The sequence below is a fragment of the Hydrogenophaga sp. genome, from assembly GCF_051858985.1.
In the GTDB taxonomy this organism is placed as follows: domain Bacteria; phylum Pseudomonadota; class Gammaproteobacteria; order Burkholderiales; family Burkholderiaceae_C; genus Hydrogenophaga.
The window spans coordinates 201,472-226,415 of sequence record NZ_JBHYGM010000003.1 but is presented as its reverse complement, the minus strand read 5'-3'; the positions used below and the strand labels follow the sequence as shown (position 1 = coordinate 226,415).

The window sequence follows — 24,944 nt, the reverse complement described above, 5'->3', positions numbered from 1 at the left end:
CGGCGGTCTCCACGGGATGGGCAATCGCGCATCCTACAAGCAATGGCCCGACCAGGGTCTCAGCGGGGAGAACGCGGGCGCCCCGAGGGTGCGGGAGAAGGCGGATCGTTCGCGGCTGCCGGAGCAGGACCGCGCGCATGCGCCCTCGGATGGGCCGCGTCGTAGGCCTTGGCCAGGTGCTGGAAATCGAGCCGGGTGTAGACCTGCGTGGTGCTGATGCTGGCGTGGCCGAGCAGCTCCTGCACCGCACGCAGGTCGCCGCTGGACTGCAGCACGTGGCTGGCGAAGGAATGGCGCAGCATGTGCGGGTGCACCGGTGTGGCCAGGCCAGCCAACCGGGAGCGGCGCTTGAGCCGCAGGCGAATGTGCTGCGGCGTGAGACGCTGGCCGCGCGCACCGATGAACAGCGCCGGCGTGTCGGCGCGCGCCCACGCGGCGCGCCATTCGATCCAGCGCGCCAGCGCTTCAAGCGCCTGGCGGCCCACCGGCACGCTGCGCCGTTTCGAACCCTTGCCCAGCACGTGCGCCTCGCCATCCTGCGCGTCGATCCAGCCACGGGCGTGCGCGCTGGCGGCCACGTCCAGCCCCACCAGTTCGCCGATGCGCATGCCGCAGCCGTAGAGCAGTTCGGTGATGCAGGCGTCTCGCGCCTCCAGTGCCGGGTGATCCGCTGCCTCGTGGTGCGAGGCCAGTTGCACCGCCTCGTCCACGCCCAGCGCCTTGGGCAGGGGCTTGCCGGCCTTGGGCGCACGCACGTCCTGCACCGGGTTGTGATGAATGGTGCCCTGGCGCCCCAACCAGACGTAAAACCCGCGCCAGCCCGAAAGGATGAGCGCGATGCCGCGTGCGCTGCGGCCCCCACCGTGCATCTTCGCCACCCACCGCCGGATGTGCGGGCTTTGTACTTGCGTGAGGGACACGCCCGCCTCGCTGGCGTGCGCAGCCAGTTTTTCCAGGTCCAGGGTGTAGAGCTCGACCGTGCGATCGGCCAGGCGTTTTTCCACGCGAACGTGGTTCAGGTAGGCCGTCACCAGCGCGGCGTCTTCGGCGCTGGTGGATTCACTCATGGCCGCAACCGAGAAAGCGCAGCGCTAGAGAGTTCGCCGATGCGCTCCAGGAAATCGGTGCCCATGTCGGCGGCAAAGCGCTGGTGGTCGGCCGAAGCCAGCACCAGCAGTCCGAAGGCCTGCGGAGCCAGGCCGGCGCGCAGGGGAATCAGCGCCAGCGAAGCGGCAGAGGCCGGGTCGGCCAGCCACTGCGCGGCCTCCAGCCCCGGGTTGGCACCGCAATACGGGTGCATGAGCGAGGAGGCAAAGGCCCTCACGTCGTCGCTGGCGCCCTGCGCAAAATCTTCATCGGTGTATTCAGGTGCCACGTCCCACACTTTGATGGCCACCTGCGGCACCAGGAAGTGCTCGCCGATCGCGCGCGCGGCCACGGTGGGCAGTTCGACCGCCTCCCGCGTGAGGAGCAGCTCGCGGGTCCAGCGCTGCAGCTTGTCGGCGATGGTGGTGTTCTCATGGCCGTTGCGGATCATCTCGGCGGCCTTGAGCTCCAGGCCACGGATCTTCTCGCGCAGCATCTCCGCCTGGCGCTCCTGCAGGCTCACGGCGCGCTGGCCGTGCGGGCTGGTGAGCTGCACGGCGGCCAGCAGGCTGGCGTGACGCTCGAAGAAGTCGGGCGTGTTCGCCAGGTAGTTGGCGATGTCGTCTTCGGTGATGGGCGGAATCTGGTTGGGGTTCATGGTCCTGCACTGTACGGTAGAGGCGCTCAAACGAGATCGGGCACGTCGATCTCGCCGTCGAACACGGTGGTGGCCGGGCCGGTCATGTAAACCGGCTGGTCATGCGCCGGGCTGTTCTGCCATTCGATGGTGAGCACACCGCCACGGGTGTGAACATCCACCCTGGCGTCCAGCAGCCCCAGACGGATGCCCGCCACCACGGCGGCGCACGCGCCGGTGCCGCAGGCCAGGGTTTCGCCGGCGCCGCGCTCGTACACGCGCAAGCGCACTTCGCCGCGGTTGACCACCTGCAGGAATCCGGCGTTGACGCGCTGCGGGAAGCGTTCGTGCGATTCGATCCACGGACCCCAGGCCTGCACGGAGGCGGTCTCGACGTCTTCGACCACCAGCACCGCGTGCGGATTGCCCATGGACAGCACGGCCACCGGCACGTCGCCCACGTAAGGGAGCGACAGCGGCCAGCGCTCGAAATCGCCCATGGCGTCGCTCTTCAGGTCCTTGGAGAGGAAAGGCACGCGGTCCAGCGCGAACACCGGCGGCCCCATGTCCACGGTGACGCGGCCGTCGGCGTGCATGCGCAGTTCCAGTTCGCCATGGGTCACCTTCACGCGCAGCGGGTTCTTCAGGCTCAGGCCCTTGTCGTGCACGTAGCGCACGAAGCAGCGGGCGCCGTTGCCGCAGTGCTCCACCTCGCCGCCGTCGGCGTTGTGGATGGCGTATTCGAAGTCCAGGCCGGCGCCGGGCGACGGCCGCACGCTCAGGATCTGGTCGGCGCCCACACCAAAATGCCGGTCGGCCAGGAAGCGGTACTGGGCGGTGCTCAGGCCCAGGCGTCCCTGCGTCTCGTCGAGCACGACGAAATCGTTGCCCGCGCCCTGCATCTTGGTGAATCGGATGTGCATGGCGGGATTATCTGCCGAGAGGGCCACGCACCGGGCTGGCGCGAAGCGACAAGCTGGTGCGGGTGACCTGCACCGCGATGGATGGAAACCGGACTCCACCGCGCGAGTGCGCACAAACCGGGTGCCTTTTTGTACGCAATCTGGTGAAAACTGCGTACAAACTGCCTGGCACGCGTTATGCAGATGCGATCTGCATGAACGATCCCACGCCCCAGGCCGCCGGCATTGAACTCATCGCGCTGACCAAGCAGTACGCCGCAGGCAGCGTGGCGGTGGACGCCATCAACCTGCGCATTGCCAGCGGGAGCTACTGCTGCCTGCTCGGGCCGTCGGGTTGCGGCAAGAGCACCACGCTTCGCATGATCGCGGGTCACGAGACCACCACCAGCGGCGACATCCTGCTGGAGAACCGCAACATCACCCACCTTCCTGCCGCCGGGCGCGGCACGGCCATGATGTTCCAGAGCTTTGCGCTCTTTCCGCACCTCTCTGCGCTCGACAACGTGGCGTTCAGCCTGAAGATGAAGGGCGTGGCGAAGGACGCACGCCACAAGCAGGCGCAGGACCTGCTGGAACGCGTGGCCATGGGACACCTCAGCGCGCGCAAGCCGGGTGAGCTCTCGGGTGGCCAGCAGCAGCGCGTGGCGCTGGCGCGCGCCCTCATCACGCAGCCGCGCGTGCTGCTGCTCGACGAACCCCTTTCTGCGCTGGATCCTTTCCTGCGCGTGCAGATGCGCGCCGAGTTGCGCCGCTGGCAGAGAGATCTGGGCCTGACCTTCATCCACGTCACGCATTCGCAGGAAGAAGCGATGGCCCTGGCCGACACCATGGTGGTGATGGACCACGGCCGCATCGAACAGGTGGGCTCGCCGCACGAGGTCTACAACCGGCCGGCCAGCGAGTTCGTGGCCCGCTTCATGGGCGGACACAACGTGCTGCAGACCACGCAGGGCAAGGTGGCCGTTCGCAACGACCACATCCGCGTCGCGCCGCTGGACGCCGGTGAAAACGGCTGGCCGGCCACGGTGAACGATGTCGAGTACCAGGGCAGCTATGTGCTGCTCGGCCTGCACCTGGCCGAAGGCCATGCGGGAGAGAGCGTCTCGGTGATGCTGCCCGAGGCGAGTTTTGCCCAGCGTCCGTATGCGCCTGGAGACCGGGTCAGCCTGAGCTGGGCGGCCTGGCAGGCGCACAGCTTTGCGCCTTCGCTGCACGCCTGACACCCAGGCGTCGTTTTCTTTCGTTTCCTTCCCACCACCGCACCGCAGGAGATTTGCCATGTCCAAGCCCGATCAAGAGCCCACCCTCGCCACCCCGACCGGCCTGAGCCGCCGCAGCCTGCTGCAAGGCACTGCCGGCATGGCCGGCATACTGGCCACAGGCATGGCGCCCGCCGTGCACGCGCAAGACAAGATCGTCCTGCGCTACCTCGGCACCGCCGTGAACCAGGACAAGGCCATCGCCGAGAAGTTCAAGGCCGACACCGGCATCGAGATCCAGTACGTGGCCGTGACCACCGACGACGTGACCAAGCGTGCCGTGACCGCGCCCAACAGCTTCGACCTGATCGACACCGAATACTTCTCGCTGAAGAAGATCGTGCCCACGGGCAACCTCAAGGGCATCGACACCAAAAAGATCAAGAACGCCGACAAGATCACGCCGCTGTTCACCACCGGCACGGTGGCAGGCAAGACCGTGGGCGACCAGGGCACGGCGCCGAAGAAGGTGATCTACCTTGAGGGCGAGAAGAGCAAGAAGTTCGCCACCGCGCCCACTCAGTACATGTCGCTGATCCCCACGGTCTACAACGCCGACACGCTGGGCATCCGGCCCGACCTCATCAGGCGCCCCATTGAAAGCTGGGCCGAGCTGCTCAACCCCGAGTTCAAGGGCAAGGCGGCGATCCTGAACATCCCGTCCATCGGCATCATGGACGCCGCGATGGTGGTGGAGGCCAAGGGCATCCACAAGTACAAGGACAAGGGCAACATGAGCAAGGCCGAGATCGACCTGACGATCAAGACCCTGATCGAAGCCAAGAAGGCCGGCCAGTTCCGCGCGCTGTGGAAGGACTTCAACGAGTCGGTGAACCTCATGGCCTCGGGCGAGGTGGTGATCCAGTCGATGTGGAGCCCGGCGGTGACGGCCGTGCGCACCAAGGGCATTGCCTGCAACTTCCAGCCGCTGAAAGAGGGATACCGCGCGTGGGCCGCCGGCTTCGGCCTGCCCACCACGCTCAGCGGGCGCAAGCAGGATGGCGCCTACGAGTTCATCAACTGGTTCCTCGACGGCTGGGCCGGCGCCTACCTGAACCGCCAGGGCTACTACAGCGCGGTGCTCGACACGGCCAAGACCAAGATGGAAGCCTATGAGTGGGCCTACTGGATGGAAGGCAAGCCCGCCTCGCAGGACATCAAGAGCCCCAACGGCGACGTGCTAGCCAAGGCCGGCGCTGTGCGCGATGGCGGCAGCTACGAGGCGCGCATGGGCGGCATCGCCTGCTGGAACGCGGTGATGGACGAGAACGAGTACATGGTCAGGAAGTGGAACGAGTTCGTCGCAGCCTGAACGCCATGACCACCTCCACCACGAACCCCATCAAGACCGTGCGTGCCTGGTGGCAGGCCGCGCCGTTCACGCTGGTGTTCGTGGTGTTTTTCCTCATCCCGCTGGCGCTCACCGTCATGGTGAGCTTCTGGAACTTCAACGAATACGAGCTCATCCCCGGCTTCACGCTGCGCAACTACGCCGCCATCTTTGAAGGTTGCTCGGTGCTCACCGAGCACGGCGATTTCTGCGTTTCGCTCTCCACCTACCTCTCGACGCTCAAGTTCTGCCTCCTGGTCTGGGGCATCACGCTCGTGGTGGGTTTTGCGGTGGCTTATTTCCTCGCCTTCCACGTTCGCTCGCCGGGCATGCAGACGCTGCTGTTCGTGCTGTGCACCGTGCCGTTCTGGACGTCCAACGTCATCCGCATGATTTCCTGGGTGCCGCTGCTGGGGCGCAACGGGCTGGTGAACCAGGGCCTCATGGGCGCGGGCCTCATCAACGAGCCGGTGGAATGGCTGCTGTTCTCCGACTTCTCGGTGGTGCTCGCTTTCGTGCACCTCTACACCATGTTCATGATCGTGCCGATCTTCAACAGCATGATGCGCATCGACCGCAGCCTGCTCGAAGCCGCCAGCGACAGTGGCGCGAGCAGCTGGCAGACGCTGTGGAACGTCATCGTGCCGCTGTCCAAGACCGGCATCATCATCGGCTCGATCTTCGTCATCACCATCGTCATGGGCGACTTCGTCACCATCGGCGTGATGGGCGGGCAGCAGATTGCCTCGGTGGGCAAGATCATCCAGGTGCAGACCTCGTACCTGCAGTTTCCGCTGGCTGCGGCCAACGCGGTGATCCTGCTGGCCATCGTGCTGATGATCATCTGGGGGCTGACGCGCCTGGTCGACATCAGAAAGGAGCTCTGAGCATGGCCACCCAGCGCATTTCCGAACCTCGCGCCCCCGGCTTCTGGCCCCTGGCGATCGTCTTCGCACTCTTCGTGCTGTTCATGTACGGACCGATGTTCGTCATCTTCGTGCTCAGCTTCCAGGGGCCCGAAGGCGGGCTCACGTTTCCGCTGCGCGGCGTCTCGCTGCACTGGTTCCACAAGCTCGCCGAAGGCCTGGGCACGGTGGACATCGGTGCGGCCTTCCTGCGTTCGCTGTTGCTCGGTGGCGTGGTGATGCTGTTCACCGTGGTGCTCTCGGTGCTCGCCGGCCTGGCGTTCCGCAAACCGCTGCGCGGTGGAAACGCACTGTTCTACATGACGGTGGCGAGCCTGATCATGCCGTCCATCATCGTCTCGCTGGGCATCGGCCTGCAGTTCCGTCTGCTCGATGGCGGGATCAAGTGGCTGCTGGAGGCGGTGGGCGCCACCGGCACGCTGGAGAACTACGGCACGGCACTTGGCCTCATGACGTCCGCCCTCGGCGCCCACCTTACCTGGACGCTGCCATTCGGTCTTCTGATCATGTTCGCGGTGTTCAACCGCTTCAACCCCGCCTATGAAGAAGCCGCGCGCGACCTGGGGGCCACGCCCTGGCAAGGGTTCCGCCACGTGGTGCTGCCGCTGATCGGCCCCTCGGTGGTGGGCATCGGCATGTTCGGCTTCACGCTCAGCTGGGACGAGATCGCGCGCACCTCGCAGGCCATTGGCGACGTCAACACGCTGCCGCTCGAACTGCAGGGCCTCACCTCGACCGTGACCACGCCAGCCATCTACGCGCTGGGCACCGTGACCACTGTGGTCTCCCTGCTGGTGATGGGCGTGGCAGTGTCACTGGCCCTGTGGCTGGGCAAGCGGCAGAAAAAAGGACGCTTGGCATGACCGCTGCGGCTGCGGGCTCGGACCAGACGATCTATGAACGCGTGGTCGATGCCATCCTTGACCACCGACTCCCGCCTGGCACCAAACTGGTGGAAGACCGTCTGGCCAGCGCGTTCGGCGTGTCGCGCACGCTCATTCGCCCGGTGCTCGTTCGCCTGGCCAACGAGCAGATCGTCACCCTCACTCCCAACCGCGGTGCCACCATCGCCCAGCCGAGCGAGCAGGAAGCGCGCGAGGTGTTCGAGGTGCGCCGCATGATCGAGTCGCAGCTGGTCGAGCGATTCGTGGACCGCGCAGAGCGCGACGACATCCAGCTGCTCAACCAGTGCATTCGCGACGAGGAGGCCGCCCGCGAAGCCGGCGAGATGCGCCGCGCCATCCGGCTCTCGGGCGACTTCCACCTGCACATCGCCGACCGCGCCGGGCAGCACACCATGGGTCGCATCCTGCGTGAGATGGTCTCGCGCACCTCGCTCATCCTCATGACCTACAGCAGCAGCCACGCCCAGGCGCGGCGCGACGCCACCGCCTGTGGCTGTGTGGAGCACCGCGCGCTGCTGGCGGCCATCCGCCTGCGCGATGCCCGAGAGGCCGCGCGCCTGATGCGCGAGCACCTCGACCGGCTGGAGTCCGAGCTGGACTTCTCGCCCCCTGGCGGCAAGCTGCCCGACCTTGAGAGCCTGTTCGCCCCCGTGCCCTGACATGCGGCAGTTGCTGGTCATCAACCCCAACACCTCGGCCAGCGTGAGTGCGCTGCTGCAGGCCCATGTGCAACAGGCGGCTGGACTTCACGTGAACGTTCGCACCGTCACCGCCCGCTTTGGCTCGCCCTACATCGCCGACGAGGCCAGCTACGCGGTGGCCTCGCACGCCACGCTCGACGCCTGGGCCTGCGATCTCGTGACCGAAGCCCGTGGGCCCGACGCCGTGCTGATCGGCTGCTTCGGTGACCCCGGCCTGATGGCGCTGCGCGAGAGCAGCCCGGTGCCCGTCACCGGTCTGGCGGAAGCGGCGTTCATCGAAGCCGCGCGCCACGGGCGCTACGCCATCGTCACCGGTGGGGTTCGATGGGGACCCATGCTGCAACGGCTGGCACAGGCGCTCGGCCAGGCCCAGCAACTCGCCGGCATCCACACCGTGGCACCCACGGGCGCGCAACTCGCCGCTGACCCGGGGGCCGCACGCGCCCTGCTCGCCCAGGCCTGTCGGGATGCTTCGCGCCAACTGGGCGTGGACGCCGTCATTCTCGGCGGCGCTGGACTGGCCGGCATGGCGGCGGCGGTGCAGGCAGACGTACCGATTCCCGTGATCGACAGCGTGCTGGCAGGCGCGCACTGGGCCCTGCGCAATGCGCCGCTGCCGCCCGCGCGCGAACGAGCGGGCTTCGACGTCACCTGGCAAAACTTGTCGTCCGAAATGACTTCTTTGGGCATCACACCCGCCCTCCGTTCGGGCTGAGCTTGTCGAAGCCTTCGCGAGCACTTCGACAAGCTCGGTGCGAACGGCGTTGTTTGCGTGCCGGCGAGCAAGGACGCCTTGCCGCAAAATGCGGAAATGGTCCGACCCACCCAACTCCTGCATTCTTCCCGCCCCAGCGTGGCCGTTCGCCCCGCCGCCACCGTGCTGCTGCTGCGCGACAGCACCGACCCGGCCCGCCCCGGCGTCGAAGTGCTCATGACGCGCCGCTCCATGACGGCCAGCTTCGCGCCCGGCGCCTACGTGTTTCCCGGTGGTGGCATCGACGCCGCCGATGCCGCGGCACACGCCATCGCCACGCGCCGACCCACGCAGAGCGACCTGCACCTCACGCAGGCGATCGCCGCCATCCGCGAGAGCTTCGAGGAACTGGGCGTGCTGCTCGCCCATCGCGCCGATGGATCGCCCGTGGACGACAGCGACATCGCCACCCTGGACCGCCAGGCCCCCTTCGCCGAGCAATGCCATGCCCGCGGCCTGACGCTGGATGGCGCCGGGGTGTTCGTGCTCGCCCACTGGATCACCGACCGCGATCTGCCGCGCCGCTTCGACGTGCCTTTCCTCGTGGCGCGCATGCCCGAGGGCCAGGCCCCGGTGGCGGACGACGCCGAGCAGTTCGAGCCCTGCTGGGTGCGCCCGGTCGATGCGCTGGAGCGGCACAAGGCCGGTGGCTTCTTCATCATCTTCCCCACCATCCGCACGCTGGAACGACTGCAGGCCTATGCCAGCGTGCAGGCGGTGTTGCAGGCCTGTGCGGAAAACGATCAGCCGCTGTGGACGAGTTGCCCGCGCGCGGGCCTCACGCGCGGCGCCGAATCCCGCCACATGGAGCACGAAGCGCCGTTCGGCGAACTCGCCATGGTCTGCCCGGACGGCCAGATCGTGCACAGCCTGGACTGGCAGCACGAACAACCCGTGCAGCTTCTGAAGAATGTGCAGCGGCTGACCGCGCCGAACCCGGGCTACATGACCGGACCCGGCACCAACAGCTACATCGTCGGCGACCCGGCCAGCGGCCACGTGGTGATCGATCCCGGCCCGGATGAACCCGAACACATCGAACGCCTGTGGCGCGCGACCGGAGGGCGCATCAACGCCATCGTCTGCACCCACTCGCACCCCGACCATTCCCCTGGCGCGCCGCGCCTGCAGGCCCTGTGCACCGACGCCGGCCTGGCACGGCCACCCATCCTGGGTCTTCCGAGCGCCGCCACGGCGCGCGAGAACAGCCGCTTTTCACCGGAACGCACGCTGGCCGATGGCGAGCAGATCGTGCTGGTGGGCCAGTCGGGCGAGGGCATGGTGTCGCACACCCTGGAGGTCCTGCACACCCCGGGCCACGCCGCCAACCACCTGTGCCTGGCGCTGGTGGAAGACGGCCTGCTGTTCACCGGCGACCACATCCTCAACGGCAGCACCACGGTCATCGACCCACCCGACGGCAACATGGGCGCCTATCTGGATTCGCTGGACAAGCTCGACGCCGCCTGCGAACGCCACTGCATCGAGTTCATCCTGCCCGCGCACGGGCACGTGCTGGGCGACCTCCGGCGAACCGAGGGCAACCCTTCTGCTCCGGTCGACGGCGGGGCGCGCGCCGCGATCGCACAACTCAAGGCGCACCGGCTCAAGCGCGAAGCCAAGGTGGCCCAGGCGCTGCAGGCCCTGCCCGAAGGCTCGGCCGACGACTGGGTGAAGCTCGCTTACGACGACGTGCCCGAAAGGCTGTGGCCCGTGGCCAAGCGCTCGCTGATGGCGCACGTGGAGCGCATCCAGAGCCTGGGCGGTTTCAACCTCTAGAGGGCTCGGTCGGCCTGAGGAAAAAGTTGCTGGGCCTGGAGCTTGACCAGGGCATGGCAATTGCAGGCGCGCAGCGCGAGCGCTGGGCGGTCGAGCAGCACGGTGCGGCCCGGCTGCATGCGGATCACACCATCCCTGACCAGCAGGTTCGCGGCCTGCTGCACGGCTTCGCCATCGGCGTCCAGCCAGGCGCCCAGCGCCGTCACGTCGATGTCCAGCGTCTCACCGGGCACGCGATCGAATGCGTCCTGCAGCCACCGGCAGAGTCGCTGCGGCACCGTGTGGTGAAGCCGACACAGCGCGGCCTGCGAAATCTGGACATTCAGCGCTTGCAGGTATCGCAACACCACATGCAGCATCACCGCGCCCTCTGACGGCTGGGCGCGCAGTGCGGCGGTGGGCAGGCGCCAGGCGCTGCCCGGGTGCAGCACCACGGCCCGCACGCCTTCAAGCACCTCACCCAGGAAAGGGGCCACGCCCACCACGCCGTCGTTGCCCACCAGCGCCACCGGCGCTTCTGCGGCGCCACCGGGGCCCACGTGCAGCAGCCCCACCAGTGCGTCCTGCGGAAAGTGCACGAACTCGATCGGCTCACCGGGTGTCTGCAAAGGGTGTTGCACACCCAGTTCGACCTTCTCGAGGCGCGAATGCCAGTGCGGGACCCTGGCGCGCGACAGGGCGGCAAGAAGCCGGTTGGTCGGGTGATCGGCAGGCAATTTCAGGCTCCCGCCCGGGGGCGATCGGGGATGCAGTGGCGGCGGTGCCGGCTGTGAAGCAGTGTAGGCGCAAAGCCATCCTTGAATGTTCGGTACCGTACACAAGGGCCGGAAGGCCAACGCGCGCGCGAAATGCTGAACCGGTTTCGCCGGTGGCCTTTGCGTGAGAAGTTGGGCGCAGACACGTACACTGCACCGGCGCGAGGACCGCTCGCGCTGGCGGCTTAGCCCATGAACTCTCGTCGCAGTGTTGTCTTTCAACCATGAACGGGAGCTCGTTTGAACCTGTTGCACAACGGCCTGGTGGCGCAGTTGCCGCCGGCCGACCAAGGCCTGCTGCTGCGCCGCTGCGAGCCGGTCGAGCTGACCGCGGGCGACGTCCTGTCGTTGCCCGATCAGGACGATGGCCATGTCCACTTCCTCACCAGCGCCTGCGTGGCACTGGTGGTGCGACAGGGTGACAGCGGGCTTGCCGTCGGGCTGGCCGGCCGGGAAGGTGCTGTCGGACTCCAGCTCGCGTTCGGCATGGGCACGGGCAGCCTCACGCTGCTGGTGCAACAAGGCGGGGGCGCGTTTCGCGCCGAAGGCGCGGCGATGCACCGCCTCGCGAACCGACGCATGGGCATGACCCGCGTATTCGCCAACTACCTCTGGGGCTTTTCCCAGGAGGTCGCCATGCTGGCAGCCGCCGCGCAGCTTCAGGACATCCGGGCCCGTCTGGCGCGCTGGATCCTGCTCAGTCACGCGCGATCGCAGCAGGTCGACATGCAGCTCACGCACCTCCATCTGGCCGAGATGCTGGGTGTGCGCCGTGCCGGCGTGACGCTGGCCGCCAGGGAACTGAAGGCGATGGGATTGGTGAACTACCAGCGCGGTCGCATCCAGATCGTGGACACCGCGGGACTGGAGGCGGTGGCCAATGCGCTACCGGGCGCCAATGGTCAAGGCAACGGCGGGAAGCCAAAAGTGTGAAGCGCACCGTTACGCCGGATTCTGTGCATCCGGGTTGCCCCGGATGTGACCGCCATTCATCTGGGCCGGGGATCGCTCCCTGGCTCGGTGCTACCTACCCGCCAGCTCCGCGGAACCACGTCAACGCTGGCCTATTTGGTATTGCTGCGCGTAGAGATTGCCCGTTTCACCCGAACTGAATCGGCTCGTCTCTGTTGCTCTGATCCTCACCTTAGGGCCCGTCGAGCGAACTCTTCGGGCTTGTCGGTGGAGAGGTGTTACCTCCTACGCTGTCCTGTGCAGTCCGGACGTTCCTCCAGCACACCCTTTCGGGATGTCGTGCCAGCGACGGCCTGGTGCGCTTCACGGCGCGATTATCCCCTGCCACCCAGACGCTCAGACCAGCCGCTCGATCCTGCGGTGGCGCCACACCATCCGGTAGTAGGCGGTCTGCAGCACCAGCATGGCCACGTAGGCCACCGGGAACGCGATCCACACGCCCGGCAGCCCCAGGTGCGCGTCGAGCAGATAGGCTGCCGGCAACTGGATGGCGACGATGCAGAAGATGGAGATCGCCATCGGCACCAGCACCACACCACTGGCCCGCATGATGCCGCCCACCACGGCCTGGAACCCGAACACGAGGATGCTCCACAGCATGATGTGCAGCAGGTGCTCGGCCTGCAGGCGCACATCGGGCTCGGTCAGGAAGAGGCCCAGCAGCAGGTGCGACAGCGCGTACCCCAGCAGGACGAGCCCGCCCGTGAGCGCGGCATTCAGCCACAGGCCCGTGCGCAGGATGGCGCCCAGGCGATCGACGCGCCCTGCCCCGATGGACTGTGCGGCCAGGATGGATGCGGTGATGGCGATGGAGAGCGCCGGGAACTGCACGTAGTTCACGATCTGCGTGACCGCGCCATACGCCGCGGTGGCCTGCGATCCGTGACCGTTCACCAGCGCCAGTATCACCAGTTCGGACAACGAGAGCACGACCATCTGCAGACCGGTCGGCAGGCCGATGCGCATCACCTTGGCCAGGATGGCGCGGTCCAGCTTGAGGGCAGCCAGCAGTTCGCGGTCGAAGGCCAGCACATGGCCCAATCGGCGCAGCCGCCACACCAGGAAGCCCAACGCCACCGCGTACGACACCAGCCCCGCGTAGGCCGCGCTCTGGATACCCAGGGGCGGCAAGCCCAGCCAGCCCTTGATGAGCGCGGGCGTGAGCAGCAGGCCCAGCGTGGTCGACAGCATCAGCGCCAGCAGTGGCGAGACGGTGTCGCTCACGCCGCGCAGGAGTTGCGTGAAGAGGATGAACACCAGCAGCAGCGGCATGATGAGCAGCATCACGCGGGCATACGCCACAGCGTCATCGATCACGTCCAGCGGCGTGCCGAGTGCCTGCATGGCCGGCCGCGCGAACACCACCCCCAGCACCGCTGCTCCCACGCCGATCATCGCGCCGAGCATCAGCGCCGTGCCGGCGATGGCTTTCACCTTGCCAGGCTCGCGGGCGCCCCACGCCTGACCGATCAGCACCGAGGCACCGGCACCGATGCCGATGACGAGCGAGATGAAGAAGAACACGATGGGAAACATGCCCGAGACCGCCGCCAGCGCGTGCGTGCCCAGCATCTGGCCGATGTAGATGCCATTGATCGTGCCCGACAGTCCCTGAAGGATGTTGGACAGCACCATGGGCACGAGAAAAACGAGGTAGACGCGCCAGAGCGGGCGCTGGGGTGGGTTCTGCATGGAAGTCCGATGGAAGAAACTTGAAGTCAGGCGTCGGGCGCGAACGCGTCGCGCGCGAGCCAGGCCAGGTGCGCCTGCACGTCCGGTGGCCAGTGGGCGATGCGCTGGGAGAAGGCCTGGGCGTCGTGAGCAAACAGCGCGCGGGAAGCTTCCTCGAATCCCGCGAAACCACCGGCCAGCGCGCTCATGCACCGGTACGCGCGTTCCTTGGCCAGCCGCTGGCCGTCGCGATCCCCATGAACGCGCCGGGCCTCCTCGACCAGGCGCCTCAAGGCGGCGGACGCTCCGCCCGGTTGCTCGGCCAGCCATGCCCAATGGCGGGGCAGCAGCGTCACCTCGCGCGCCACCACGCCCATGCGCGGACGTCCCACTTGCGGTGCGGCGGCCGGCGCCGAATCTTCCGGCGTCGGGTTTTCGACCCTCCCGCGAGGCCAGGGGTGATCCACCTGGGCACCCGTGGCGTCATCGAACACGAGCAGACCACCCGCGGAAAGGTCGAGCGCCGCCAGGGCGTCGGCGACCTCGTGGTAGGTGCCGAACGCCACGCGTCTTGCGCCCAGGAAGGCGGTACAGGAAGCCGGGCTGGATGGGTTCATGCGGCGGATTGTACCCGGATTTAATCTTTTTACCCGGGTTATTTTTCCATCGCTGAATGCAGGTGGTTCGGCATTGACGACAATACCGGGGCTTCGTCATCTGCTTGATCAACACAAGCCCCACGACCCATGATCCGCCTCTCCGAACTCAAGCTGCCGCTGGCCGAAGTGCCGGCCGAACACCGCCGCGCCGCCGACGCGCCCGCGGAGACCGACCTCGACCGGGAACCACCACCGCATCCTGTGGACGCGCTGAACCGGCTGGCGGCGACCGCGCTCGGCATCGAAGCGACCGCCATCGCGCAGCTTCATGTCTTCAAGCGCAGCTTCGACGCGCGCAAGGCCGACCTGCTGGCGGTCTACATCGTCGATGTGGCACTCACCGATCCCGCGCAGGAAGCTCTTCTGCTGGCCCGACACGCGGGCATGCCGCATGTGCAGCCGACGCCGGACATGGCCTGGCGCGCGCCCGGCGAGGCGCCGGCGGGATGGCCGGCCCATGAGGCCGATCGACCGGTGGTGATCGGGCTCGGTCCCTGTGGCCTGTTTGCGGCGCTGGCGCTGGCACAGATGGGCCTCAAACCCATCGTGCTCGAGCGTGGCAAACCGGTGCGCAAGCGCACCAGGGACACCTGGGGGCTGTGGCGCCGCCACGTGCTCCATCCCGAAAGCAACGTGCAGTACGGCGAAGGCGGTGCCGGCCTGTTTTCCGACGGCAAGCTCTACAGCCAGATCAAGGACCCGCGCTTCCTGGGCCGCAAGGTGATGCACGAGTTCGTGGAAGCCGGCGCACCGCCCGAGATCCTCTACACCGCGCACCCGCACATCGGCACCTTCAAGCTGGTGCGCGTGGTCGAGGCCATGCGCGAGAAGATCATCGCCCTCGGCGGCGAGATCCTTTTCCAGCACCAGGTCCAGGGTTTCGAGCTCGCTGGCGAAGGCGCCAGCCAACGCGTGGTCGGGCTGCACGTGAAGCGCCTGGACACCGGCGAGTCCGTCCACCAGCCAGTGCAGCGCGTGGTGCTGGCGCTCGGCCACAGTTCGCGCGATACCTTTGCGCACCTGTGGGACGCGGGCGTGTTCATGGAAGCCAAGCCGTTCTCCATCGGTTTTCGCATCGAGCACCCGCAGGGTTTGATCGATCGCGCGCGCTGGGGCCGCCACGCCGGCCACCCTCTGCTGGGCGCGGCCGACTACAAGCTGGTGCACCACGCGAAGAACGGGCGCGCCGTCTACAGCTTCTGCATGTGCCCGGGCGGCATGGTGGTGGCCGCCACCTCCGAGCCCGGACGCGTGGTCACCAACGGCATGAGCCAGTACTCGCGCAACGAGCGCAATGCCAATGCCGGGTTGGTGGTGGGCATCGAGCCCACGGATTTCCCGCTGTCCTTTCCGCAGCACCTCCCCGACTGGACCGCGGCGTTCGGCGAAGCCGACGGCACGCGCTACGCCAGCCAGGCCGAGGCACTCGCCCGGCAGGGGCAGGCGCACCCCCTGGCCGGCATCGTGCTCCAACGCACCCTGGAGGCGAGCGCCTACCAGCTCGGCGGTGGCAACTACGACGCACCGGGCCAACTGGTGGGCGACTTCCTGCAGCTGCGGCCGTCCAGCGTGCTCGGCTCGGTGGAACCGTCCTACCAGCCGGGCGTCAAGCTGGGCGACCTCGCGCCCGCCCTGCCCGCCTACGCCATCGAGGCCATGCGCGAGGCGATTCCGGTGTTCGGTCGCAAGATCCAGGGCTACGACATGGCCGACGCCGTGCTGACCGGCGTGGAAACACGCACCTCCTCACCCCTGCGCATCACGCGCGGCGCGGACCTGCAGAGCCTGAACACCCGTGGTCTCTATCCGGCCGGCGAAGGCGCGGGATACGCCGGCGGCATCCTGTCGGCCGGGGTGGACGGCTTGAAGGTGGCCGAGGCACTGGCCTGCGAGCTGCTGGGCATTTCTCACGATCCTGCAACGAATCTTTACAAAGAGCGCATGCCGGCTTGACATGACGGGCGCAGAGTCCAGACTACCCCCATCAGGAGCTTCCCCATGAAAACCCCCGTTCTGATTCCCGTGATGACCGGCCTGCTTGCCCTGGCCGGCAGTGGCGTCGCGCAGGCGCAGGAAGAACAAGGCCGCGTCATCAGCAGCACGCCGGTCATCCAGCAGGTGGCTGTGCCCCGCGAAGTGTGCAGCGATGAGAGCGTCACCTACCAGGGCCAGAAATCCGGTGCCGGTGCCCTCATTGGCGGCATCGCCGGCGGGGCCATGGGCAATGCCATCGGCAACGGCAGTGGCCGCGCCGCCGCCACCGTGATCGGCCTGATCGGCGGTGCCATGGTCGGCAATCGGGTGGAAGGCCCGGGCCAGCCCCACACCGAAACCTACCGCCAGTGCAGCACGCAGACCTACTACGAGAACCGCCCGGTGGCGTACGACGTGGTCTACGAATACGCTGGCCGCCAGTACCGCGTTCAGATGCCGCAGGATCCCGGCCGCTTCGTGCGCCTGAACGTCACGCCGGCGGATGCCATGCCCCCGCCGCCACCGGTCGTGACCTACCCCGCCTACCGACCCCAAGTGCAGTATGTGGAGCCCACCACCCGCATCATCATCGGCACGCAGTACTACCCCTACGGTGGACAGGCCGTGGTGCCGATCCATGGCTACCGCTGGGGCCCGGGCCATTACCAGCATCCACGCCACGACGGACACCACCGCCGCGACAACGACCGCTGGGAACGCAACCGCTGATCTCACCACCAAAGAAAAAGCGACCCCCGGGTCGCTTTTTCATGGCCGGGTCACGCGCCTTTGTTCGAGAGCAGCCGCGGAACTGGCTTTGCCAGGCCGCCAGCTGCGCCCCCCTTGGGGGTGACGCCGCAAGCGGCGCGCGGGATCAATTCCTCTGCAATGCGGCAATGCGTTCTTCGATCGGCGGGTGGGTGCTGAACAACTTGCCCAGGTTGCCGGTGATGCCGAGCGCCTGCATCGTCTTGGGCAACTCGCCCGGGGTGAGGCCGCCCAGGCGGGCCAGCGCGTTGATCATGGGCTGCTTGCGGCCCATGAGGCCGGCGGCGCCCGCGTCGGCGCGGAACTCGCGCTGGCGGCTGAACCAGGCCACGATGATGGCGGCCAGGAAACCCAGCACGATGTCCATCACGATGGTGGTGACGTAGTAGCCGATGCCGGGACCGGAATTGCTGTCGCTGCCACGGCGCAGGAACGCGTCGACCGCGTAGCCGATGACGCGGCTGAGGAACACCACGAAAGTGTTCATCACGCCCTGGATCAGCGTCATGGTGACCATGTCGCCATTGGCCACGTGCGCGACCTCGTGACCGATGACGGCCTCGACCTCTTCCTTGGTCATGTTCTGCAGCAGGCCGGTGGACACCGCGACCAGCGCCGAGTTCTTGAACGCTCCGGTGGCAAACGCGTTCGGTGCGCCTTCGAAGATGGCGACTTCGGGCATGCCGATGCCGGCCTTGTCGGCGAAGCGGCGCACGGTTTCCACGATCCAGGCTTCGTCGGCCGTCTGCGGCTGGTTGATCACGCGCGCACCCGTGCTGAATTTGGCCATGGGCTTGCTGATCAGCAGCGAGATGATGGCGCCGCCAAAGCCGATCACGAGCGAGAACCCGGCCAGCGCCGTCAGGTTCAGCCCGTTGGCCGTGAGGAACCGGTCCACACCCAGCAGACGGGTGGTGACCAGCAGCACCGCCATGACGGCGAAGTTGGTCAGAACGAACAGCAGGATGCGCTTCATGTTTTCTCCGTTGTGGCAGCGGCGTCGGGGTCGCCGGCTGCGCTTGTGATCCTTGCGGACCATTCAGGTTCCCGATGCTTCGGGGGTGTCGGCACGAGGTGCCGCCCCGCCAGGGACGGCGCATGATACCGAGATTCGAGTATGGGGCCGCCGCCCCGGAAATCAAGCGCGCGGCGCCCGGAACACCGCCGCATCGGCGTAGAAATCGGGCGCTTCGTTGGGTGGCCACCAGCCGGGCACGCCCAGCACCGGCAGCGGCGTGAAGGGCTTGCTGGCGAGCCACGGCGCGCTCAGCCGCTCCGCCGTCCAGGCATCCCAGGCCGCAAGGTCATCCCGCAGGGCGAGCGGCACCGGCTCGCGCAGCACGTGCGCGGTGATGGACTTGTAGGGCGCAGCCAGTTTCTCCAGCAACGCGTGGCCGAACAGCACCAGGCGCGCATGTGCCCACTGCGCACGGTGTGTCACGAACAAGGCGTGCCAGTCGCGCGCCAGCAGCGCATTCCAGATCGCATCGGGCGCCTGCAGCAGCGCGGCGTTTTCGTCGAACAGCGTCAGCGCGTCGCGCACCGGGCCGCGCACGGCGCCAATGCCGGCGGCGGCGATCTCCGTCGCCTGAAGCCGGTTCAACCGTTGCTTGGTGAGCGGATAGCGCTGCCAGCACAGACCGTTGAAGAAGTCGTGCAGGTTCTCGCGCGTGGGCACCTGGCCGGTGTCGAAGATGAACCGCTCGTAGGCCACACCGGGCGGCAGCGCTTCTTGCGAGACGAAACGCACGGGACAGGTTGGCTGGGCTCCCAGCGCCTGCGGCAGCGGTTGGCCCTTCTCGATGGCGCTCGACACCGCCCTGCCCTGGTGCGCCAGCGGCGCGAACCAGGGCGCGCTCCAGTCGGGCGAGGGCGTCAGGCCACCAGCCTCCACGGCAGCGCCTCGCCGCCGCGCAACGGCTTCAGGTCGGCCTGGCCGAAGCGGAAGCTCTCGGGCGTGGTCCAGCTCTCCCGCTTCAGGGTGATGGTGCCGGCGTTCTTCGGCAGGCCATAGAAAGACGGGCCATGAAGGCTGGCGAAGCCTTCGAGCCGGTCGAGCGCGTTCACCGAATCGAAAGCTTCGGCGTACATCTCGATCGCGGCGTGCGCCGTGTAGCAACCTGCGCAGCCCATGGCGTGTTCCTTCAGGTGCGCCGGGTGCGGCGCGCTGTCGGTGCCGAGAAAGAACCTGTCGCTGCCGCTGGTGGCTGCGGCCAGCAGCGCCTGGCGGTGCGTTTCGCGCTTGAGCACCGGCAGGCAGTAGTAATGCGGCCGGATGCCGCCGGTGAAGATGGCGTTGCGGTTGAACAGCAGGTGGTGCGCGGTGAGCGTGGCCGCCGTGTGTGCGCCGGCATCGGCCACGTACTGCGCCGCCTCTCGGGTGGTGATGTGCTCCATGACGATCTTGAGTTCAGGGAAATCGCGCCGCAGCGGGATGAGCTGCTCGTCGATGAACACCGCCTCACGGTCGAACAGGTCGATGTCGGGCGAGGTGACCTCTCCGTGCACCAGCAGCAGCAGGCCGGCGCGCTGCATGGCTTCGAGCGTCTTGTACGTCTTGCGGATGTCGGTCACGCCGGCGTCGCTGTTGGTGGTGGCACCGGCGGGATAGAGCTTGAGCGCGACGACGCCGGCATCCTTCGCCCGCGCGATCTCGTCGGGCGGCAGGTTGTCGGTGAGGTAGAGCGTCATCAGCGGCTCGAAGCTCAATCCCCGCGGCACAGCCGCGCGGATGCGATCGCGGTAGGCCATGGCCTGCGCCGCCGTGGTCACTGGCGGCTTGAGGTTGGGCATGATGATCGCGCGGCCGAACTGGGCGGCGGTGTGCGGCACCACGGTGGCGAGCGCGTCGCCATCGCGCACATGCAGGTGCCAGTCGTCGGGGCGGGTGAGGGTCAGGGTGTCGGGGGAGGGGCTTGAGGCGGCGTTCATGCGCCCGATTGTCTCAAACCGCCGGGCTGCCCAGGCTCTCGCCCAGCCGGCTCCAGAACACCTGCACCGCCCGCTTGCCCTTCTGCGCGTCCAGCGGGCGGGCGCGGTAGATGCGGATGTCCAGCGAGGTTTCCAGCCCGTCGCCGGCCGACACCAGCTTTCGGGCAGCCACTTCGTTGCGCACCGCGCTGGCCGGGAGGAACGCGATGCCGTGGCCTTCGAGCGCCATGGCTTTCAGGCCTTCGGCCATGTCGGTCTCGTACAGCCGGTCCAGGTGCATGGGCGTGGTGCTCTGCTTGAGCATCTGGTCCACCGCGCGGCCCAGGTAAGCGCCCGGGGCATAGGCCAGGTAAGGCTGGGGATGGCTGGCGGTGCCGGGCAGTGCGTACATGGGAGCGCCCTTGGCGGTGGGCTTCACATACGGCGCCAGCAGTTCCTTGCCCAGCGGCAGCATCTCGTAGCGCGCGGCATCCAGCTGGATGGGTTGCGCGGCGTGGTCGTACGCAATGAGCAGGTCGCAACTGCCTTCCACCAGCCGCATCACGGCATCGTGCACGTTCATCGCAATCAGCCGGCTCTTGATCGGGCCGCAGGTGTCGCGCAGGCCCGAGAGCCAGGACGGAAAGAAGGTGAAGGCCAGCGTGTGCGGCACTGCGAACTCGATCACGTCCTGCGCGGCGGCGGTGTGCGCGCGCAGCATGGCGCGCGTGCTCTGGAGCGACTGCAGCATCTCCAGAGCCTGGTCGTACAGCGTCTGGCCGGCGGGCGTGAGCCGCGTGGGGTAGGAAGACCGGTCCACCAGATCGGTGCCGGCCCAGGCCTCGAGCGACTGGATGCGCCGGGAGAAGGCGGGCTGGGTGACGTGGCGCAACTGCGCCGAGCGGCTGAAGCTTCGGGTTTCCGCCAGACTCACGAAGTCTTCAAGCCATTTGGTTTCCATGACGCGCGATTATGGGGCGGCGCTGAAGGGCCAACGGGTGGGAGTTACACCAGCCTCCAGTTCAATCCGCCCCGCTCTGCTGCAATGCCCACATCCCCGCGTACACACCGTCCCGAGCGACAAGATCTGCATGCGCCCCGCGCTCCACGATCTCGCCGTTCACCAGCACCAGGATCTCGTGCGCGTCCACCACCGTGGACAGCCGGTGCGCGATCACCAGCGTGGTCTTGTTGCGGGCGGCGGACCTCAGCTCGGCCTGGATGGCGCGCTCGTTGGCCGAGTCCAGGGCCGAAGTGGCTTCGTCGAAGATCACGATGGGCGGATTCTTGAGCAGGGTGCGCGCGATCGCCACGCGCTGCTTTTCGCCACCGGAGAGTTTCAGGCCGCGCTCACCCACCATGGTCCTGTAGCCCAGCGGCAGGCGTTCGATGAAGCTGTGGATGTGCGCCGCCTGAGCGGCCTGCACCGCCGCCTCGTGCCCGGCGTCCGGGCGGCCATAAAGGATGTTGTATTCGATGGTGTCGTTGAACAGCACCGTGTCCTGCGGCACGATGCCGATGGCCTGGCGCAGGCTGGATTGGGTCACGGCCTTGATGTCCTGGTCGTCGAGCGTGATGCGCCCACCCTCGTCCGCATTGCTCACATCGTAGAAGCGGTACAGCAGGCGCGCCAGCGTGCTCTTGCCAGAACCCGACGGCCCGACCACCGCCACCGTCTTGCCGGGCGGAATCTCGAAGCTGATGCCGTGCAGGATCTCGCGCGCGGGCTCGTAGGAGAAATGCACGTTCTCGAAGCGCACCGCCGGCGGACCTGCCAGCGCCAGCGGTTGCGCACCCGGTTCGTCGGCCACTTCGCGCTCTTTCTCCAGCAGCACGAACATCTTGTCCAGGTCGGTCAGGCTCTGCTTGATCTCGCGGTACAGCACGCCCAGGAAACCGAGCGGAATGTAGAGCTGGATCATGAAGGCGTTGACCATCACCAGGTCGCCCAGCGTGAGTTCGCCGCTGACCACACCCTGCGTGGCGCGGTACAGCATGAGCACCAGCGCCACGGCAATCACCACCTGCTGCCCGGCGTTGAGCATGGACAGCGTGGTCTGGCTCTTGATGCGCGCGCGGCGCAACTTCTCCAGCGCCTCGTCGTAGCGGCGCGCCTCGAAGTTCTCGTTGTTGAAGTACTTCACCGTCTCGTAGTTCAGCAGCGAGTCGATGGCGCGGCTCTGGCTGGTGGACTCCAGCTCGTTCATCTGCCGGCGGAACTTGGTGCGCCACTCGGTCACCACCACGGTGAAGGTCACATAGAGCACCAGCGCGACCAGCGTGATCCAGACGTAGCCCATGTCGAACTGCGTGCCCAGCAGCGCCAGCACCATGGCCACTTCGATCAGGGTGGGGATGATGCTGTAGAGCGAATACGAGATGAGCGACTGCACGCCGCGCGTGCCGCGCTCGATGTCGCGCGTCATGCCGCCGGTCTGGCGCTCCAGGTGGAAGCGCAGGGACAGCGCATGCAGGTGGCCGAACACCTGCAGCGCGATGCTGCGGGTGGCGCCTTCGGTGGCCTTGGCGAAAACCAGCTCGCGCAGTTCGGTGAACACGCTGGTGGACAGGCGCAGCAAGCCATACGCGAGCAGCAGCCCCAGCGGCACCACCAGCAGCGCTTCCACGCTGCCGGGCTTGATGGTCATGGCGTCCACCAGTTGCTTGAGCAGCAGCGGCACGCTCACATTGGCCATCTTGGCCGCCACCATGAAGGCCAGCGCCAGCACCACGCGCACCTTGTATTGCCAGAGGTAGGGAAGCAGGCGCTTGAGGGTGGCCCAGTCGGACCGTGGCGCCGCCTTCGGATCGGGCGCGCCAGGGTTGGCGGGCAAGGCGATGGCGGGCTGGGCGGAGGAATCGGGGCGCATGCAGGAGAATGGAGATCGTCGTCCAGAGATTGTGCCCATGTCACTCGAATCAAGCCCGAACCCCGAAACCACCCTGCCCAAAGACCGGGAACTGGTGCTCAAGGTCATTCCCATGCCGGCGGATTGCAACGCCAATGGCGACATCTTCGGCGGCTGGGTCATGGCGCAGGTCGATCTGGCCGGTGCCGTGCTGCCCGCTCGCTACGTGCGCGGGCGCATGGCCACGGTGGCGGTGAACCAGTTCATCTTCAAGCAGCCGGTGCGGGTAGGCGACATCCTGAGCTTCTTCGCGCACGTCACGCGCGTGGGTCGCACGTCCATCACCGTGCAGGTGGAGGTGTACGCCGAGCGCTTCCTCACGCAGGGCCAGTACGTGAAGGTGACCGAGGCCAGCCTGACGTATGTGGCCATCGACATGGAAGGCAAGCCCCGGCCGATTCCGCGCGACGGGGTGAACCTGCCCGGGCTGGCTGGCTGATCAGTTTCTCTCAGGCCAACGCGCGCGCCACGTGGCATAGATGCGATCGGCCAGCGCCTGGCTGCCAGGCTGGTGGCGGGGCGTGGCGGCGTTCATGGCATCCGGGTCCTGCACACTGCCGGGAAAGCGCGGCACGTTTGCCCGGTAGGCCTCACCCGGCTGGTCCAGCCAGATGGCGATCTTCCGGGGCGTGATCTCGATATGGAACTGCATGCCCAGGTGCGGCCCGATGGCAAACGCCTGGTGGGCGCAGGCGGGCGACGATGCCAGCAACTCCGCGCCGGCCGGCAATTCGACGAATCCATCCTGGTGCCACTGGTACACCGTGTGCGTGGTCGTTTCGCCGAACCATGCGCGCGCCGCCGCACTGCCCGTGTGCGCCATCGGCCACCAGCCCACTTCGGGCACGGCCAGCGTTTCCACGCGCCCACCCAGCGCCTTCGCCATGAGCTGCCCGCCCAGGCAGTGCCCGATCACAGGGATGCCGAGCGAATCGGCCTCGCGGATCAGGGCCTCGGCCTGGCGCAGGCTGGTGCGATCGTCGTTGGCGCTCCACGCGCCCCCCAGCACCGCCAGGCCCCGGTAGCCGCGCACGCTCTGCGGGTAGCTTTCACCGGCTTCGGCGCAGCGCACGTGCCACGCAACGCCCTGCGCGTCGAGCCACTCACCCAGGTAGCCGGGCCCGTCCTCGTTGAGGTGTTGAAGGATCAGGACGTCGGCGAGGTCGGGCTGCATGGCCCCGATCCTAATAGCGCGCCCCGCGCACGAAGCGCTCGATGCCCGCGGCCACCTCGGCTTCCTGGTCCAGGAAGCCGTGTGGCGAACGGCCTTCGCAGGCGTCCACGCTGGAGAGGTGCGCACCCCCCGGTCCGCCGGTCACGGTCACCACCTGCTCGCGCGCACCCTGGGTGCGCTCGGTGATGCGCGCCATCAGGCTCGCGGGCGACCGGATGCAGGCATCTGCGGCGTGGCCCACCACCAGCACGTGCTGGCGAATGTTCTCCAGCGGCAGATCGAACACCGAATGCGCCACCCACGGCTTGCGGGCACCGACCTGGCCCGAGACCACCGACGAGGAGAGCACGATCCCGTCGGGCGCGGCATCACCCACCAGCCGCGATGCCGCGTTCACCGCCGAGATCGCGCCCCGGCTGGTGCCCATCACCCACACCGCGCCCCGGGTGCGCACACGCACGTCGGCGATCACGCGGCCCAGGTCCTGGGCGTGTCGCGGGTCCACCCGGTAGCCAGCCAGGCCGTCCTCGCCCTGCCAGCCGGTGGGCGCATCCACCAGCGCCGTGCCGAAACCGGCCGCCTGAAACAGGCTCAGGGAGCGCACCAGCCAGTTGCCTTTGAGTCGCCGTGCGCACCCCTGCGCGTCCAGCCTGGGGTAGCCATCGCCACCGGGAAGCAGCACCAGGGTGGTGGGCGAGGCCGTGCCCGTGGGCGGCTGCCAGGCGTAGCGCAGCGTGGTGCCCGGCTGCGCGTCAAGGGTCACCACCTCGCCACACGTCAGCGGTGCAGGCTGTGCGTACGCCAGGCCACTGGCGAGCAGTGCGGCGAGCAGCCAGGCGTGTTGCATCGCCG

24 protein-coding genes and 1 other RNA gene are annotated in these 24,944 nt (G+C 67.6%); 11 read left to right on the top strand and 14 right to left on the bottom strand.

Features of this window, described 5'->3' with window-relative positions:
• Positions 1-59 precede the first annotated feature (59 nt).
• The 3 genes from ACTIEY_RS13475 to dapF are packed head-to-tail and all read right to left on the bottom strand — an operon-like array spanning position 60 to position 2,646.
• On the bottom strand, positions 60-1,067 hold the full coding sequence (locus tag ACTIEY_RS13475; RefSeq protein WP_439519649.1) for a tyrosine recombinase XerC: 1,008 nt from the start codon (positions 1,065-1,067) through the stop codon (positions 60-62).
• Positions 1,064-1,744, bottom strand: a complete 681-nt coding sequence (locus tag ACTIEY_RS13470; protein WP_439519648.1) for a DUF484 family protein — start codon at positions 1,742-1,744, stop codon at positions 1,064-1,066. The genes ACTIEY_RS13475 and ACTIEY_RS13470 overlap by 4 nt, the downstream gene beginning before the upstream one ends.
• A 26-nt stretch (positions 1,745-1,770) precedes the next feature.
• Positions 1,771-2,646, bottom strand: coding sequence for a diaminopimelate epimerase (gene dapF / locus ACTIEY_RS13465; RefSeq protein WP_439519647.1), 876 nt, complete (start codon positions 2,644-2,646; stop codon positions 1,771-1,773).
• A 194-nt stretch (positions 2,647-2,840) separates the two neighbouring features.
• On the opposite strand from dapF, the gene ACTIEY_RS13460 reads away from it, so the two are divergent.
• The 7 genes from ACTIEY_RS13460 to ACTIEY_RS13430 all read left to right on the top strand — a co-directional run bounded on the left by ACTIEY_RS13460 (position 2,841) and on the right by ACTIEY_RS13430 (position 10,300).
• Positions 2,841-3,866 (top strand): ABC transporter ATP-binding protein, encoded by a 1,026-nt coding sequence (locus ACTIEY_RS13460; protein ID WP_439519646.1) that lies wholly within the window; start codon positions 2,841-2,843, stop codon positions 3,864-3,866.
• Positions 3,867-3,924: 58 nt separating this feature from the next.
• Positions 3,925-5,217: an ABC transporter substrate-binding protein gene (locus ACTIEY_RS13455; protein WP_439519645.1), complete on the top strand. Its 1,293-nt coding sequence runs from the start codon at positions 3,925-3,927 to the stop codon at positions 5,215-5,217.
• A 5-nt stretch (positions 5,218-5,222) separates the two neighbouring features.
• The gene (locus tag ACTIEY_RS13450; protein WP_439519644.1) at positions 5,223-6,122 is read left to right on the top strand and encodes an ABC transporter permease; all 900 of its coding nucleotides are present in this window, start codon (positions 5,223-5,225) and stop codon (positions 6,120-6,122) included.
• Between the two features lie 2 nt (positions 6,123-6,124).
• Complete coding sequence (locus tag ACTIEY_RS13445; RefSeq protein ID WP_439519643.1) at positions 6,125-7,024, top strand: ABC transporter permease; 900 nt, start codon at positions 6,125-6,127, stop codon at positions 7,022-7,024.
• Positions 7,021-7,725, top strand: coding sequence for a GntR family transcriptional regulator (locus ACTIEY_RS13440; protein ID WP_439519642.1), 705 nt, complete (start codon positions 7,021-7,023; stop codon positions 7,723-7,725). Before ACTIEY_RS13445 ends, ACTIEY_RS13440 begins: the two co-directional genes overlap by 4 nt.
• Position 7,726: 1 nt before the next feature.
• Positions 7,727-8,482 carry an aspartate/glutamate racemase family protein gene (locus ACTIEY_RS13435; RefSeq protein WP_439519641.1) on the top strand — a complete coding sequence of 252 codons (756 nt, stop codon included), beginning with the start codon at positions 7,727-7,729 and terminating at the stop codon, positions 8,480-8,482.
• Between the two features lie 96 nt (positions 8,483-8,578).
• Positions 8,579-10,300 (top strand): MBL fold metallo-hydrolase, encoded by a 1,722-nt coding sequence (locus ACTIEY_RS13430; RefSeq protein WP_439519640.1) that lies wholly within the window; start codon positions 8,579-8,581, stop codon positions 10,298-10,300.
• On the opposite strand, the gene ACTIEY_RS13425 is transcribed toward ACTIEY_RS13430, so the two are convergent.
• Positions 10,297-11,016, bottom strand: coding sequence for a Crp/Fnr family transcriptional regulator (locus ACTIEY_RS13425; RefSeq protein ID WP_439519639.1), 720 nt, complete (start codon positions 11,014-11,016; stop codon positions 10,297-10,299). The two genes, ACTIEY_RS13430 and ACTIEY_RS13425, sit on opposite strands and share 4 nt — an antisense overlap.
• Positions 11,017-11,295: 279 nt before the next feature.
• Here ACTIEY_RS13425 and ACTIEY_RS13420 point away from each other — a divergent pair, with 279 nt between their 5' ends.
• Positions 11,296-11,988, top strand: a complete 693-nt coding sequence (locus tag ACTIEY_RS13420; RefSeq protein WP_439519638.1) for a Crp/Fnr family transcriptional regulator — start codon at positions 11,296-11,298, stop codon at positions 11,986-11,988.
• Here the strand turns inward: ACTIEY_RS13420 and rnpB are convergent.
• From rnpB to ACTIEY_RS13405, 3 genes are all read right to left on the bottom strand, one after another.
• An RNA gene (gene rnpB, locus ACTIEY_RS13415) (RNase P RNA component class A) lies at positions 11,983-12,332 on the bottom strand. The two genes, ACTIEY_RS13420 and rnpB, sit on opposite strands and share 6 nt — an antisense overlap.
• A gap of 31 nt (positions 12,333-12,363) precedes the next feature.
• Entirely contained in the window at positions 12,364-13,719 is a 1,356-nt protein-coding gene (locus tag ACTIEY_RS13410; protein ID WP_439519637.1) for an MATE family efflux transporter, read from the bottom strand.
• Positions 13,720-13,745: 26 nt separating this feature from the next.
• Positions 13,746-14,315: a DUF2239 family protein gene (locus ACTIEY_RS13405; protein ID WP_439519636.1), complete on the bottom strand. Its 570-nt coding sequence runs from the start codon at positions 14,313-14,315 to the stop codon at positions 13,746-13,748.
• Between the two features lie 129 nt (positions 14,316-14,444).
• Between ACTIEY_RS13405 and ACTIEY_RS13400 the strand changes: the two genes are divergently transcribed.
• Complete coding sequence (locus tag ACTIEY_RS13400; RefSeq protein ID WP_439519635.1) at positions 14,445-16,310, top strand: NAD(P)/FAD-dependent oxidoreductase; 1,866 nt, start codon at positions 14,445-14,447, stop codon at positions 16,308-16,310.
• 45 nt (positions 16,311-16,355) lie between these two features.
• On the top strand, positions 16,356-17,060 hold the full coding sequence (locus tag ACTIEY_RS13395) for a glycine zipper 2TM domain-containing protein (protein ID WP_439519634.1): 705 nt from the start codon (positions 16,356-16,358) through the stop codon (positions 17,058-17,060).
• Between the two features lie 145 nt (positions 17,061-17,205).
• On the opposite strand, the gene htpX is transcribed toward ACTIEY_RS13395, so the two are convergent.
• The 5 genes from htpX to ACTIEY_RS13370 all read right to left on the bottom strand — a co-directional run bounded on the left by htpX (position 17,206) and on the right by ACTIEY_RS13370 (position 22,879).
• Positions 17,206-18,075 (bottom strand): protease HtpX, encoded by an 870-nt coding sequence (gene htpX, locus ACTIEY_RS13390; protein ID WP_439519633.1) that lies wholly within the window; start codon positions 18,073-18,075, stop codon positions 17,206-17,208.
• Positions 18,076-18,237: 162 nt separating this feature from the next.
• On the bottom strand, positions 18,238-18,993 hold the full coding sequence (locus ACTIEY_RS13385) for a DUF3025 domain-containing protein (protein WP_439519632.1): 756 nt from the start codon (positions 18,991-18,993) through the stop codon (positions 18,238-18,240).
• Complete coding sequence (pyrC, locus tag ACTIEY_RS13380; RefSeq protein WP_439519631.1) at positions 18,975-20,030, bottom strand: dihydroorotase; 1,056 nt, start codon at positions 20,028-20,030, stop codon at positions 18,975-18,977. Before pyrC ends, ACTIEY_RS13385 begins: the two co-directional genes overlap by 19 nt.
• Positions 20,031-20,043: 13 nt before the next feature.
• On the bottom strand, positions 20,044-20,970 hold the full coding sequence (locus ACTIEY_RS13375; protein ID WP_439519630.1) for a LysR substrate-binding domain-containing protein: 927 nt from the start codon (positions 20,968-20,970) through the stop codon (positions 20,044-20,046).
• A 61-nt stretch (positions 20,971-21,031) separates the two neighbouring features.
• Positions 21,032-22,879: an ABCB family ABC transporter ATP-binding protein/permease gene (locus ACTIEY_RS13370; protein WP_439519629.1), complete on the bottom strand. Its 1,848-nt coding sequence runs from the start codon at positions 22,877-22,879 to the stop codon at positions 21,032-21,034.
• A gap of 37 nt (positions 22,880-22,916) precedes the next feature.
• Here ACTIEY_RS13370 and ACTIEY_RS13365 point away from each other — a divergent pair, with 37 nt between their 5' ends.
• Entirely contained in the window at positions 22,917-23,357 is a 441-nt protein-coding gene (locus ACTIEY_RS13365; RefSeq protein WP_439519628.1) for an acyl-CoA thioesterase, read from the top strand.
• Here the strand turns inward: ACTIEY_RS13365 and ACTIEY_RS13360 are convergent, their stop codons facing one another.
• Positions 23,358-24,092, bottom strand: a complete 735-nt coding sequence (locus tag ACTIEY_RS13360; protein WP_439519627.1) for a type 1 glutamine amidotransferase — start codon at positions 24,090-24,092, stop codon at positions 23,358-23,360.
• A gap of 10 nt (positions 24,093-24,102) precedes the next feature.
• Positions 24,103-24,939, bottom strand: coding sequence for a hypothetical protein (locus tag ACTIEY_RS13355; protein ID WP_439519626.1), 837 nt, complete (start codon positions 24,937-24,939; stop codon positions 24,103-24,105).
• Positions 24,940-24,944 lie beyond the last annotated feature (5 nt).

Coding starts and splice junctions, on each gene's coding strand:
- ACTIEY_RS13405 (WP_439519636.1), bottom strand. CDS start 14,315: ATGAACCCATCCAGCCCGGCTTCCTGTACCGCCTTCCTGGGCGCAAGA.
- ACTIEY_RS13445 (WP_439519643.1), top strand. CDS start 6,125: ATGGCCACCCAGCGCATTTCCGAACCTCGCGCCCCCGGCTTCTGGCCC.
- pyrC (WP_439519631.1), bottom strand. CDS start 20,030: ATGAACGCCGCCTCAAGCCCCTCCCCCGACACCCTGACCCTCACCCGC.
- ACTIEY_RS13450 (WP_439519644.1), top strand. CDS start 5,223: ATGACCACCTCCACCACGAACCCCATCAAGACCGTGCGTGCCTGGTGG.
- ACTIEY_RS13375 (WP_439519630.1), bottom strand. CDS start 20,970: ATGGAAACCAAATGGCTTGAAGACTTCGTGAGTCTGGCGGAAACCCGA.
- ACTIEY_RS13475 (WP_439519649.1), bottom strand. CDS start 1,067: ATGAGTGAATCCACCAGCGCCGAAGACGCCGCGCTGGTGACGGCCTAC.
- ACTIEY_RS13455 (WP_439519645.1), top strand. CDS start 3,925: ATGTCCAAGCCCGATCAAGAGCCCACCCTCGCCACCCCGACCGGCCTG.
- ACTIEY_RS13395 (WP_439519634.1), top strand. CDS start 16,356: ATGAAAACCCCCGTTCTGATTCCCGTGATGACCGGCCTGCTTGCCCTG.
- ACTIEY_RS13355 (WP_439519626.1), bottom strand. CDS start 24,939: ATGCAACACGCCTGGCTGCTCGCCGCACTGCTCGCCAGTGGCCTGGCG.
- ACTIEY_RS13435 (WP_439519641.1), top strand. CDS start 7,727: ATGCGGCAGTTGCTGGTCATCAACCCCAACACCTCGGCCAGCGTGAGT.
- ACTIEY_RS13370 (WP_439519629.1), bottom strand. CDS start 22,879: ATGCGCCCCGATTCCTCCGCCCAGCCCGCCATCGCCTTGCCCGCCAAC.
- ACTIEY_RS13365 (WP_439519628.1), top strand. CDS start 22,917: ATGTCACTCGAATCAAGCCCGAACCCCGAAACCACCCTGCCCAAAGAC.
- ACTIEY_RS13430 (WP_439519640.1), top strand. CDS start 8,579: ATGGTCCGACCCACCCAACTCCTGCATTCTTCCCGCCCCAGCGTGGCC.
- htpX (WP_439519633.1), bottom strand. CDS start 18,075: ATGAAGCGCATCCTGCTGTTCGTTCTGACCAACTTCGCCGTCATGGCG.
- ACTIEY_RS13410 (WP_439519637.1), bottom strand. CDS start 13,719: ATGCAGAACCCACCCCAGCGCCCGCTCTGGCGCGTCTACCTCGTTTTT.
- ACTIEY_RS13470 (WP_439519648.1), bottom strand. CDS start 1,744: ATGAACCCCAACCAGATTCCGCCCATCACCGAAGACGACATCGCCAAC.
- ACTIEY_RS13440 (WP_439519642.1), top strand. CDS start 7,021: ATGACCGCTGCGGCTGCGGGCTCGGACCAGACGATCTATGAACGCGTG.
- dapF (WP_439519647.1), bottom strand. CDS start 2,646: ATGCACATCCGATTCACCAAGATGCAGGGCGCGGGCAACGATTTCGTC.
- ACTIEY_RS13400 (WP_439519635.1), top strand. CDS start 14,445: ATGATCCGCCTCTCCGAACTCAAGCTGCCGCTGGCCGAAGTGCCGGCC.
- ACTIEY_RS13460 (WP_439519646.1), top strand. CDS start 2,841: ATGAACGATCCCACGCCCCAGGCCGCCGGCATTGAACTCATCGCGCTG.
- ACTIEY_RS13360 (WP_439519627.1), bottom strand. CDS start 24,092: ATGCAGCCCGACCTCGCCGACGTCCTGATCCTTCAACACCTCAACGAG.